The organism is Phyllobacterium sp. P5_D12 (genome assembly GCF_054049495.1).
In genome coordinates, this window is sequence record NZ_JBFUMG010000099.1 from 1 (window position 1) to 11816 (window position 11816).

Here is an 11816-nt window from a genome sequence, read left to right on the forward strand (position 1 = left end):
TCGCCGTGCTGGGAGGGCGGGCTTACCTGCGCGATATCGATCAGGAGCCGGCGTAGAACGATCGCTGAATTTGTCATTGGCGGTTGAAGTCACAAGCTGCGCGGCGATGCCACCCTGCGTCATGGGGTTTGGCGCATCGCCGGGTCGGGCCAGACTGTTACCGCCGGGGAAGGTAGTCCCCAAGGAACGCCGACAGTTCCAGCTGAAGCACCCCGCAAAACTGTATCAAAGTCGAGACGGCCATGCGGTTGCTGCCGCTCTCGTACTTTTGGATTTGCGTTCCCGAAATGCCCATAGATGCGCCGAGATCAATTTGGCTGATGCCAGCGGCCAAACGGAAGCCCCTCAGCTTCGCGCCAAGGTCTTTATTAATGGCGGCTGCTGCCGAATTCCGCGTTACCCTTATCATCGTGGCGAAAGAACCATGCTTCGGTTAAAGGATTGTAAAAGTAAAATAACCGCCGCCGGACTTGGGCCGCAGCGGCGGTTATGAGTGGAGGCGCGGGACGGGGTAGACCTTTGCCTAGCCCAATAATTTACGCTCCGACAGAGCAGGCAACAATCGGGAGTTTCCCTGAGGCGGGCCGGGATAGTCCCCGTTACCGGCTGGGCAGCAGCGGCATACGCGCGACCTTGCCGCAGCGCAAATCCTCGACGAGTTCGGCATAGGCGTCCGGGTTCTCATGATGCAAGCGCCGCAGCTGCCCGCTGCGTTCGTCCGGTGCCCACGCCTGCGGTTCGATATCGGCATTGGTTGCTGCAAAGCGTACAAGTCGCTTCTCAACCCAAGCAATGGCCTCGCGACGGGTCAGCACCGAGCCGGAATCGCCGCTGACGCTCATGTTGCACGACCAGACGATGTGGCTGCGTGAACGCTTCATTTTGTAAATGCGGGCAACGTTCACATTGCCATCGACAAAAGCGCAAAAGTCATTGCGCAGTTCAACGCCACCGATTTTGGTGCGCCGCCATGTAAGGGCATGTGTCATGGGGCAAGATTCAATGAGGCAGCCCGGTAAGGCAATGCGGCAAATTTTCCGGTCCAGCAGTTGTTGGTTTCGAACCAACGGAGCCGCTCTTGATAGTTTCCACTCGCCATGGCTGACCCGTTCGGCCCTATCCGACCGCCACCCCGAACAGGGTTTTACGTCGAGCGCGAAACCGACTTGGCCAATGCGCTTCGGCCAAGCGTAATGGCGCATGGCCCCGAAGCCGATATCCAGCGGTTGGTTGCAGCAGCGCTTCGTGCGGGTTGGGGACTGACGGAAACCCACCGCATGATGCTGTGTTGCGCGGGGAGCCTCAAATGTGATCACGCGCAACCAGCACGCGGGCGAGATGTTGCAGGGCACCGGGCCCGGGGGTCGCCAATACCAGCCATTAAAATTAGTCCGCGTCATGGTACGGCACAATTGGGAGTTTCCCTGAAGGCTGGGGGGCCCGCGCGTACCTGCCCGGCAGCCAATGCAGCGGGAGGCAACGCAGTGCATTGACGGAATGCCTTTTCCTGTATGTTGATTTTATCCTACATCAATTAGAAAGGGTCGCCATGCGTATACTTCTAATAGCAACGATTCTGAGCTCGTCCCTCTTTCCTGCAACAGCGGCAGACTTTGAACTCATAGTGCATCAGGCCGGTGGCGGCACCGGTGAGGTATACGTCGCAAGCCCACTTTTTGAATCATAAGACGAAGAAGGTCTACAATTGTGCAGCCATGTGGCAGCAAGCCTCAGTAAATTTGCAGGTGGGATGCGAGAGATACGTACTGTTCGATACCAAAATTCCGGATGGATCGAACATAGCGACTTATACCGCTGGATTTTATTTTCCGTCCGGCGCTGGTGCGATATGGCAATTGGATCAGGTCACAGGCGAGGTGCAGTATTGCCGGATGTACGCCCTTCAGGGGGAGCCGGTATGCAAAAAAGCCGACTTTAAAGATTGACGGTGACTCGCGGTTACACTTCGCCGTTGTCTTAATGGTCCAATTGAATATTAGCCCCAACGTGCTGCCATACTGGGGCGCGCAATTGCTCGGCGCGGCCGTTGCGACTTGGATCTTCGGCTTCGCCCTAGCGGCGCGGCGGCTAGCCCATTCGCTGCTCCCGTATTTGGGCGTTTCTGGCCGAGTTCCTTTTCACATTTGCGCTGGTTTACGTCGTGTTGAATGTGTCTGCGATTGACGCAACAAAAGGGAATTCCTACTTCGGCCTCCCTATCGGCTTCACCATTCTGGCTGGCGCATTCGCCGTCGGCCAAGTATCCGGAGCGGCGTTCAATCCGGCGGTCGCGATCGGCGCCTCGATCCGAGGCATGCTGCCGTGGTCTAGCCTTTGGCTTTATATCGTTGCGGAACTGCTCGGTGGGGCCGCAGCGGCGCTCGTCTTTAAAGCGCTCAACCCAACCAGCCCGCCCTTATCGCATCGTCAATCCCGGCTTATCATTCGCTCACAATATCCCCCGGGTCCGAGCTGGACAAATGTCTAACCTAGGCCCTCCCGATCTGCCCGCTTCAACAACGACGGCTCTGGTACTGGGCAGAGCGGGCGGCGCACCACTTCACGCCTTGGCAGTTAACAGCAAGAGATTGGCACGCAGGATCAAGCGCGGCGTCCGTCACGCCACTATCTAAGCAACAGAAAATCTAGMCTTGGCGCAGATTCAGCGGGTGCTGTCTCTTTGTGCCAACTTGATCAACATTAACAGCCAAACGAAAGGCAAAAAAGTGAAGACTCTCATCGCGTCGATCGCATTCGCATTCCTCCTGTCAGGTCAGGCTTTCGCCTATACCTGCACGCATGACGTCGGACCCGATAACGGCAATATCGTCACCTGCGAGCAGGCGCAGTCCGATCTCAAAAACGGAATGTCAAAGCTTGACCGGGACAATGATGGTTACGCGTGCGATCGTCAGTGCGGTGATTGATCCTCAGGACCTGAGATCGACACACCAGTGGTAAAAGACCCCTGGGGCTCCTGCCTAATCGCGGGTCACAGTATCCGCCACCCCACAGGACCGAGACGCGTCTGATCGCAAGTAATTGGCAGCCAGGAGCAAGCCGCGGCTTTGACTGAGTGATAGTCGTGCTCGCATGGAGCAGGCCCGTCGAACCGACGCTTGCTTAAAAAGACGAACAAAAGCCCTTCTTGGGTAGGAGCAAATACCAAAATGGAACCTCGCCCGCGAGAAGCTGCTCGTGGAGGAAAAGGCCCTGATGAAGGCCAAGGATCGCCTAGCCGCCAAGCGCAGGCTGCTTCCGGTGACCGAAGTTGACGGCAACTACAAATTCACAGGCACGAATGGCGACAGGGAACTGCTGGGGCTGTTCGACGGCCGACGCCAGCTAATCGTCTATCGTTTCTTCTATGCGACCGATGTCGAGAATTGGCCGGATGGGGCGTGCAGCGGTTGCTCGCTGTTTGCGGACACCGTCGTTCATCCTGCCCATCTTGCAGCACGCGACACGACCCTTGCCTTCGTGACTGCTGCTCCCTTCGACAGGATCAAGAGCCTGCGCGAACGAATGGGATGGAACCACATTCCTTTCTATTCGCTGCCCGATGAGCGGTTCTCCCGGGATTTCGGTGTTGAATAAATGTTCGGCATCAACGTCTTCGTCCGGCGCGGTGAGCGTATTTTCCGCACCTACTTTCTGAACGGACGCGGTATCGAAGAAGTAGGTCCCGTCTGGTCATTTCTCGACATGACGCCGTTAGGTCGGCAGGAGGCTTGGCAGGAAGCGCCGCCCGGGCGTCCTCAGGATGATCCCTATACCTGGTGGCGTCTCCACGACAATTACGGCTCCGTAGCTGCTCCCAACCCTCCCGGAACCGAAGGGAGACGCATGGCATGAGCCAGTGAGCCTTTGGGTGCAATGCAAACGTTAGCGACGTTTCCTGGGACCCAGTTCGGCGAATTTCCACGGGCCCTATGCCATAAACAGCGCGTAGGTGCGGAGTGCAGCATCAACGTCGCCAGCTTCAACACCCGCTTCGTAACGCTCTACGCGAATGGCGAGGAATGTGTGTTACTCTTCGGCCGTCTTTCGCCGCTTTTTCCGGTGGGGCATCCAGGACCTCCGGTGCGGCCAAGTTCTATATGCGGCTTGGCGGAAAGACTAAGAAATCACAGCCCAGGCTCCAACCTACCGAGACAGCAATGCATTCCGCAGCGGCAAACCGCGGCACACAGATGCTGGTAGTTGATCGCGCAGGCGTTGGGCAACGACTCGAAGAGCCAGAACTCGATGGCAATGGGATGGTCCAAATCGACGGTGCTTTTCGGGTCTCTTATCGGGACCGGCTGCTGGCATAAAGTGCTAACTATTTGATTTTGTTGGTACGCCCAAGGGGAATCGAACCCCTGTTTGCGCCGTGARAGGGCGCCGTCCTRACCGCTAGACGATGGGCGCGTCGCAGGTAGCTATGAGGGGGTATAATCAAGCGTACGGCAAAGTGCAATAATGATTTCTCATCAGCTTCCAACTGATCCCTCACCCAATCAATTGCCAGTGGCTTCCGAAATTCGTGCCACCACGCGTTTGGTTGCAATATCGTAGAGAAGGATTTGCCGGGTTCCGTCGGCCAATCTCGTTTCCAAAGAAAGAGTATTGTTCGCGAGATTGTGGGAGAGTATCCGCGTCCCTGGATCGAGGGTTATAGCCTCGCCAGCTAGCGCCGCGCCGAGTGGTTGTCCAGGAGCCTCGGAACGAACCGCCGTAGCCACTTCAGGAACCGGTTGGCTAATCTTGTAGACAATGGCGGCCAGCACCGCCATAAGACCGATCACCATGATACCGATGGAAACAGCCAATAGCCGGATCATCTTGCGCCGGACCCGTTCCATTGCCGGATCAAGGGGCTGTTCGTCCCCATCGATGTCCGGGTTGATGTTGGCCATATATAGTGTTCTCCGAGGTTTCAAACCAAGCCTCCTGTAACGAAGGGACCGAGGTTTTGAAAGAGCTAATTACCGATACTGATTCAAGCGGCAAGAGACTGGACGCCTGGCTTTCGGCGCAGCTGACGCCAGATCTTTCGCGCAATCGCATCCAATCGCTCATCAGCGGAGGCCAGGTCAGCATTGACGGTAAACCAATCCGCGAGACCAAACACAAGTTGCGCGAGGGTCTTCGCGTTACAATCGAGATTCCCGCGCCTGAAGATGCGGCTCCCCAGGGGGAAGATATCGCACTCGACATCCTCTACGAGGACATCGACCTCATCGTCATCAACAAACCCGCCGGCCTTGTCGTCCATCCCGGAAATGGCAATTGGACCGGTACCTTGGTCAATGCGTTGATCCACCATTGCGGCGATACACTGTCTGGCATCGGCGGCGTCAGGCGGCCCGGCATCGTACATCGCCTCGACAAGGAAACCAGCGGCATCATGGTCGTCGCCAAGAACGATCTCGCTCATCGTCATCTCAGTGCTCAATTCGCTGATCACGGACGTACAAATGATCTGGAACGCGCATATCTCGCCATTGTCTGGGGAACACCTGATCGGACAACCGGCACGATCGATGCTCCGCTTGGCAGATCACATCGAGATCGCACCAGGCAAGCTGTTGTCCATCAAGAACGCGAGGACGCCCGTCATGCGGTTACGCATTTCGAGGTTAAGGAGCGATATGCCGCCAAGGAGGATGCAACCGCCCTCGCATCGCTCGTGGAGTGCCACCTGGAGACCGGCAGAACGCATCAGATCCGTGTCCACATGGCTCATACGGGCCATCCGCTGGTAGGCGATCTGGAGTATGGCAGTTCTTACAAAACCAAGGCCAACAAGCTCGACGAACCCTTGCAAAGCATTGTTAAGGGGTTCACCCGGCAGGCACTGCATGCCAGGCTTCTTGCTTTCGAGCACCCGTCGACCGGCGAGCTTCTGCGGTTTGAAGCACCAGCACCGCAGGACATGGCCGAATTGATCAAGGCTTTTCGAGAAAGAACATGATATACTTGACGCGACGGAACCTTTGGCGAGGTTCGGAGTTCGTTAAACGAGGCCAAAACATGACCTTATTGTTCACATTTATGTGACGGATTGTTTCGCTGCTTAATGCACCGTGTTTTTGACAAAATGATACCTATATATTGATAGCGCTAATCTGTCCGCGCCAAGCTATTGGGTGGGCGGTCAATGCGGACCTGCCGATAATGGGGGTCTATTCCAAAATGAGGAGGGGTGCTCAGTGGCCCAAAATCTTCCAAGTATCTTAGGTGGTGACGGTGGATTGACCCGTTACCTAGAGGAAATTCGTCGCTTTCCGATGCTCGAACCGCAGGAAGAGTATATGCTCGCCAAGCGGTATCTTGAGCATGCCGATCCGAAAGCGGCGCACAAACTTGTCACAAGCCATTTACGTCTCGTTGCCAAAATTGCGATGGGTTATCGTGGCTATGGTCTGCCTATCGGCGAAGTTATATCCGAAGGAAACGTAGGTTTGATGCAGGCCGTAAAACGCTTCGAACCGGAACGCGGCTTCCGTCTAGCTACATACGCGATGTGGTGGATCAAGGCTTCGATCCAGGAATATGTCCTGCGGTCGTGGAGCCTGGTCAAAATGGGCACAACCGCAAACCAGAAGCGTCTTTTCTTTAACCTTCGTAAGGTGAAGAGCAAAATTCAGGCGCTCGATGACGGCGATCTCAATCCTGAACAGGTCAAGGAGATTGCGACACGTCTCAGTGTTTCTGAAGAAGAGGTGGTTTCGATGAACCGCCGCCTGTCTGGCGACGCGTCGTTGAATGCGCCAATTCGCTCTTCCGATGGTGAAGCCGGTGGTGATTGGCAGGATTGGCTTGTCGACGACCACGACAGCGCTGAAACGATGCTGATCGAGCAGGACGAGCTGGAAAATCGCCGTGAGATGCTCACGGGGGCGATGTCGTCACTCAATGACCGCGAACGTCGCATCTTTCAGGCACGGCGCCTCGCCGATGATCCTGTAACCCTGGAGGATCTTTCAACGGAGTTCGGCATCAGCCGCGAACGTGTTCGCCAGATCGAAGTTCGCGCATTTGAAAAAGTGCAGGATGCCGTTAAGGCGGCAGCTATCAGGCAGCAAAAGGCACTCGTTTCGACGGGTTCTGACGCGCGCTGAACTGGTTTGCCGGTTAAAAAAGGCCGCCTAGGCGGCCTTTTTTGCGTATGCTTAGCCTCYGGCCTTCGCGGCCCAGGACTTTAAAACTTCATCAAATGCTTTCTCGCCAGGTAAGCCTTTCTCAAGTGTGATCAGGGCCCGCCTACCCGTCTTATAGGCGATAGGTATGTCGATCCACGATTGGCGCCGTATCAGTGACATGTTGGTGTCGACAGCTGTCTTTGCGTCGTTCATGGCAATGATGAAAAAATTGTCGGCGATCTTGGCCGGAATGGCGATAAGCGGGCTTCCCGGAGCTTGCTCGGTGTCCTTGAAGGTCATGCGCGAGACGTTATCTATCGATCCCCCTGGAAAGCCCTCCGGCACAGTAAAGATCATCTCGACCAGATGGCTGGCAGGAAGGGACTTATCCCCATTGCGCCGTATGATCATGCGTAAATTAATACCCCGGTCGGGAATAGTGACATCAGCCTTTATGGCAGGCTCCGGTGGAAGGTCATTGCCAGGAGATTCTTGAACAACGGACCAGACTACACCGCCTGCATCGGCAGTCCCTGCATCCTGCCCGGAGCGCTCTTCATAGAAGAAGGCTTTCTGGCCGATAGGCAGAGCGGCAGGTGGCTGTGTTTGGCCAGCGGCGTGCTGCTGACCTTGCGCCTGAGGCGGCTGTGCCGGCTGATCCGGCGTCGACGCGGCTACGGAAGTGCCCTCTCCCAATGAAGGAGTGTCATTCGCAGGGCCAGGATTAATCTCCTGGCCGTCCGGGAGGAGCCGTTGAGTAAGCTTTGGCTCAGGCTTTGGCTCCCCGGTCTCGGGCTTGGATGATGGACCAGGCGTGGGCTGAGCCGGCTTGGCCGGCGATGCTGGAGTGGCTGGCTCGTTCGCCGCTGTCTTGGCCGGCGTCGTATCCCTGTTGGTCAGATTGGCCAGGTAGGTTTTTAAGGCAGTCGCCTCTTGAGCAATTCGGTCGCGATAGTTCCAGCCTGCATAACCGGCGCCAGCTATGATCAGTAGCAAGGCTGCTATACCAAACAGAGGCACCAACGAACGTCGTTGCGCCGGTCGTTTAAGGGGACCGCGCGTATAAACACCATAATCGCCYGAAGAGCGATCCTCGGTGGCTGTGGTCAGATCATCATCCTGTTCCTCAGGACCGCGTCCTGAATCCAAAGACGATCTGGTTGTGAGAAAGCCGTCCTGATTGTCTTTCTCGCCACGTGCTGACCCGCCCGCATCGTGGCTTGACAGAAAGTCTTCCAGTGCATCCGGCTGAGTTTCGACTTTGGTAAAGGAGGGCGCAGCAGATTTGGTGGAAGCGGCGGGCGCCAAAGTTGCCGATGCCGGTACTGATACTGGTGTTGGAATGGGTGGAGGCGACGCAACCGGAGCAGGCTCGGGTATGATATCCTCAACTGCGGGCGCAAAATCGGACTCGACCTCGGCAATGGCGTCTTCAAGCGCCTTTATCTGACGTGTGGTCACGGCCTCTGGAGCATTCAGCGTTACAAGCTTCTGCTCAATCGTTGCACGAGCTTTCGCATATACACGCTGCCGTAGCGCTGGCGTTGGGTCTGCCAGCCCGTCAATTGTCTTTCTCAATACCGCAACGAAATCTGCCATTCACCCAAACCCATGGTTTTGTTGTGAGATTATCTCCAGGACGTGCTCCTGACTCTAGTCATGAAACGGGTCAGTAACAAGTATCGTATCGTCGCGTTCAGGGCTGGTGGACAGAAGCGCGATCGGCGCACCGATCAACTCTTCTACATAACGCACGTACTTGATCGCCTGCGCCGGAAGTTCGCTCCAGCTGCGGGCACCGGCTGTGGTCCCTTTCCAACCTTCCAGAGTCTCGTAGATTGGCGTAACCCTCGCCTGCTGGCCTTGACCAGCCGGAAGATAATCAATGACTTCACCATCGAGCTCGTACCCGGTACAGACCTTGATCTCATCGAGCCCATCCAACACGTCAAGCTTGGTCAAAGCGATACCGCTGATGCCGTTATTGGCAACAGCTTGGCGGACCAGAACAGCATCGAACCAACCGCAGCGGCGCTTGCGCCCCGTAACAGTCCCAAATTCATGGCCGCGTTCGCCGAGAAATTGTCCGACTTCATTCTGTTGTTCCGTCGGGAAAGGACCCTCGCCAACGCGCGTCGTATAAGCCTTGGTGATACCAAGAACATAGTGCAGTGATCCCGGGCCAATCCCGGACCCGGCTGACGCCTGTCCCGCAACCGTGTTCGATGAGGTCACGAATGGGTAGGTGCCGTGGTCGATATCAAGGAGGGTCCCCTGCGCGCCTTCAAAGAGGATGCGTTCACCGGCTCGTTTCTTCTGGTCGAGCACATACCAAACCCTATCCATAAATGGCAAGATATGTGGTGCAGCTTCATTGAGTTCAGCAAGCAATCTTGCGCCGTCGACTTCCTCTATGCCGAGACCGCGTCTTAGGGGATTGTGATGCGCAAGCAAACGTTCGATCTTGGCAGGCAGCGTGTCCGGATCAGCAAGATCGAGGACGTGGATCGCGCGGCGGCCCACCTTGTCTTCATAGGCCGGTCCGATGCCGCGACCTGTCGTTCCGATCTTCGTACCCGAATTGGAAGCTTCGCGTCTGCGATCGAGCTCGCCGTGAATTGAAAGAATTAGCGTCGTGTTTTCGGCAATCTTCAGCGTTTCGGGCGTAATAACAACGCCCTGCGCTTCAAGTTTCTTCTTTTCAGCGATGAATGCGTGTGGATCGAATACAACACCATTGCCGATAATTGAAAGCTTGCCCTGGCGCACGACGCCGGATGGCAGGAGCGACAATTTATAGGTCACGCCATCAACCACCAGCGTATGCCCTGCATTGTGACCGCCCTGAAAGCGAACAATGACATCAGCACGTTCTGAAAGCCAATCGACAATCTTACCCTTGCCCTCATCACCCCACTGGGAACCGATCACAACAACATTTGCCATCCAAAACTCCTCAAGTCACAATCTCGTAGTGCTTATGCTCGACTACCTCTCGGATGCAGCAACAACACCTTAGTGGCGCACAATCCTTCAAAAAACCGATTCTCGTTTGAGGTTATGCGCTAAATGCGGTGCTTCTATACAGGCTGGTTCATAAAAGCGCGACAATTCTTTCGATTGCCAACCGGCCAATTTGGCTTTATCGCGCGATTAAACCTGTCGTCTCGGTGATTCATGCGGGATGATCAATTGTAGGCGACAGAGCTATGAACCGCACGGCTTACGTTTTTCTTTTGACGACTGCCCTGTTGTGGGGCGGCAATGCTGTTGCAGGCAAATTCGCTGTTGGTCACATTTCTCCAATGCTCCTGACGTTGTTGCGTTGGCTGCTTGCCTTCCTTTTTATTAGCGCTTTCAGTTTGAAGCAGGTTCGACGAGACTGGGAACAGTTGCGACCAAATCTACCCATGTTAGCCGCACTAGGCGCTTTCGGCTTCACATTTTTCAACATGGCTCTCTACAGCGCACTAAATTACACCTCGGCTATCAATGTCACGATCGAGCAAGCCGGCATACCAATGGTAATTTTCGTGGCAAATTTAATGTTGTTTGGCACACGTGTACAACCAGGACAGATTTTTGGGTTTAGCCTTTCACTTGTTGGAGTCGCCTTGACAGCCGGTCATGGAAGTTTCGCACGTTTGACYAGCCTCKACGTCAATTTTGGCGACGCGCTGATGCTTCTCGCGGTACTTCTCTATAGTGGCTACACCGTCGCGCTACGCTTTAGACCAAGCATCAATTGGCAAAGCCTCATGACGGTAATGACCTTTTTTGCTTTTGTTACGGCCATCCCGTTCACGATTTGGGAATGGCAGAATGGGACGATGACCCCGCCCGACCCAACAGGAACAATGGTTGTCCTTTATACCGCCGTTTTTCCTTCGCTCGCGGCACAGGTACTTTTCATCAAAGGCGTCGAATATATCGGCGCGAACCGCGCTGGCTTGTTTATCAATGCAGTTCCGATTTTTGGAACATTGCTCGCAGTTGCATTGCTGGGCGAGGACTTCCAAATCTATCACGGCGTAGCGCTGGTCCTCGTGCTGGGCGGAATCTGGATTGCCGAACTCAGCGGCCGCAAACATGCCGGTACTAGCGAAGCTGGCGTAGCATGAAACAGGCGTCATCAGAATAGGTTGCAAGCTTTTCAACTAGTTCCGGTCGATCAACCGTCTCAAATCCGTGTCTATGCCAGAAAATCGATGATCGATTGACTGCAACGAGCGAGATCGTTTGGCAGCCGAGCTGTCTGGCGTGGTCGATCACCGTTCGTACGATTTCACTTGCAGCGCCACTGCCGCGCGCCGCATTCACCAACGCTACATCGTGGATATAATAATTGTCTGGCCAATCCGGCAAAGCCACGAGCACCGTATTCAGAGGCGGAATGTCAAAGCTTTTCCACGGGTGAGTGATCGCATAACCAAGAGTGGTTGCCCCGTTCTCAAAAACATATGCACCTTGCCCGTGCAATAAAAAACGATTGAAAAAAACCGCGTCATCTTCCGGAAAATGGTGATGAACCTCAACCGCAACCGCGCCGACAGAAGCAAGATCGCTTGCTTCCATCAAACGCCAGCACGGTGCATTTTCGACGGACTTCATAGCCGGGCGTCCGTATGATCAACCGATGTCGAATTCCAACGGTTTTGCGGAAACGATCGCCTTGTTAACGCGCAA

At 55.3% G+C, this 11816-nt stretch carries 12 protein-coding genes, 1 tRNA gene and 1 pseudogene; 6 read left to right on the top strand and 8 right to left on the bottom strand.

The features are described 5' to 3' along the window. The 3 genes from ACXJ5O_RS09290 to ACXJ5O_RS09300 form a co-directional block, all read right to left on the bottom strand. The coding region (locus ACXJ5O_RS09290) for a hypothetical protein (RefSeq protein WP_457299646.1) at window positions 1–183 on the bottom strand (183 nt) is incomplete at its 3' end. Then, entirely contained in the window at window positions 158–409 is a 252-nt protein-coding gene (locus tag ACXJ5O_RS09295; protein ID WP_457299638.1) for a helix-turn-helix domain-containing protein, read from the bottom strand. The genes ACXJ5O_RS09290 and ACXJ5O_RS09295, both read right to left, overlap by 26 nt. 190 nt (window positions 410–599) lie before the next feature. Beyond that, window positions 600–989, bottom strand: a complete 390-nt coding sequence (locus ACXJ5O_RS09300; RefSeq protein ID WP_457299639.1) for a hypothetical protein — start codon at window positions 987–989, stop codon at window positions 600–602. A 1133-nt stretch (window positions 990–2122) separates the two neighbouring features. On the opposite strand from ACXJ5O_RS09300, the gene ACXJ5O_RS09305 reads away from it, so the two are divergent. The 3 genes and pseudogenes from ACXJ5O_RS09305 to ACXJ5O_RS09315 all read left to right on the top strand — a co-directional run bounded on the left by ACXJ5O_RS09305 (window position 2123) and on the right by ACXJ5O_RS09315 (window position 3855). Next, window positions 2123–2488, top strand: coding sequence for an aquaporin (locus ACXJ5O_RS09305; protein ID WP_457299645.1), 366 nt, complete (start codon window positions 2123–2125; stop codon window positions 2486–2488). Between the two features lie 238 nt (window positions 2489–2726). Continuing rightward, window positions 2727–2927 carry a hypothetical protein gene (locus ACXJ5O_RS09310; protein WP_224514970.1) on the top strand — a complete coding sequence of 67 codons (201 nt, stop codon included), beginning with the start codon at window positions 2727–2729 and terminating at the stop codon, window positions 2925–2927. A gap of 235 nt (window positions 2928–3162) precedes the next feature. Next, window positions 3163–3855 (top strand): annotated as a pseudogene (locus ACXJ5O_RS09315) (DUF899 family protein). A 483-nt stretch (window positions 3856–4338) separates the two neighbouring features. Here ACXJ5O_RS09315 and ACXJ5O_RS09320 read toward each other — a convergent pair. After that, a tRNA-Glu gene (locus ACXJ5O_RS09320) sits at window positions 4339–4413 on the bottom strand. 89 nt (window positions 4414–4502) lie between these two features. Further along, entirely contained in the window at window positions 4503–4901 is a 399-nt protein-coding gene (locus tag ACXJ5O_RS09325; protein ID WP_457299640.1) for a fimbrial protein, read from the bottom strand. A gap of 56 nt (window positions 4902–4957) precedes the next feature. On the opposite strand from ACXJ5O_RS09325, the gene ACXJ5O_RS09330 reads away from it, so the two are divergent. Continuing rightward, window positions 4958–5959: an RluA family pseudouridine synthase gene (locus ACXJ5O_RS09330; protein WP_457299641.1), complete on the top strand. Its 1002-nt coding sequence runs from the start codon at window positions 4958–4960 to the stop codon at window positions 5957–5959. Window positions 5960–6197: 238 nt separating this feature from the next. Further along, window positions 6198–7109 (top strand): RNA polymerase sigma factor RpoH, encoded by a 912-nt coding sequence (gene rpoH, locus ACXJ5O_RS09335; protein WP_209999339.1) that lies wholly within the window; start codon window positions 6198–6200, stop codon window positions 7107–7109. A gap of 51 nt (window positions 7110–7160) precedes the next feature. Here rpoH and ACXJ5O_RS09340 read toward each other — a convergent pair whose 3' ends face one another. Then, a complete protein-coding gene (locus ACXJ5O_RS09340) occupies window positions 7161–8729 on the bottom strand; it encodes a transcriptional regulator (RefSeq protein WP_457299642.1) in 1569 nt (522 codons plus the stop codon). 54 nt (window positions 8730–8783) lie between these two features. Next, complete coding sequence (locus ACXJ5O_RS09345; protein ID WP_112523709.1) at window positions 8784–10076, bottom strand: adenylosuccinate synthase; 1293 nt, start codon at window positions 10074–10076, stop codon at window positions 8784–8786. 263 nt (window positions 10077–10339) lie between these two features. Here ACXJ5O_RS09345 and ACXJ5O_RS09350 point away from each other — a divergent pair, with 263 nt between their 5' ends. Further along, window positions 10340–11251 (top strand): DMT family transporter, encoded by a 912-nt coding sequence (locus tag ACXJ5O_RS09350; protein ID WP_457299643.1) that lies wholly within the window; start codon window positions 10340–10342, stop codon window positions 11249–11251. On the opposite strand, the gene ACXJ5O_RS09355 is transcribed toward ACXJ5O_RS09350, so the two are convergent. Beyond that, window positions 11229–11705, bottom strand: a complete 477-nt coding sequence (locus ACXJ5O_RS09355) for a GNAT family N-acetyltransferase (RefSeq protein ID WP_457299644.1) — start codon at window positions 11703–11705, stop codon at window positions 11229–11231. The two genes, ACXJ5O_RS09350 and ACXJ5O_RS09355, sit on opposite strands and share 23 nt — an antisense overlap. Window positions 11706–11816 lie beyond the last annotated feature (111 nt).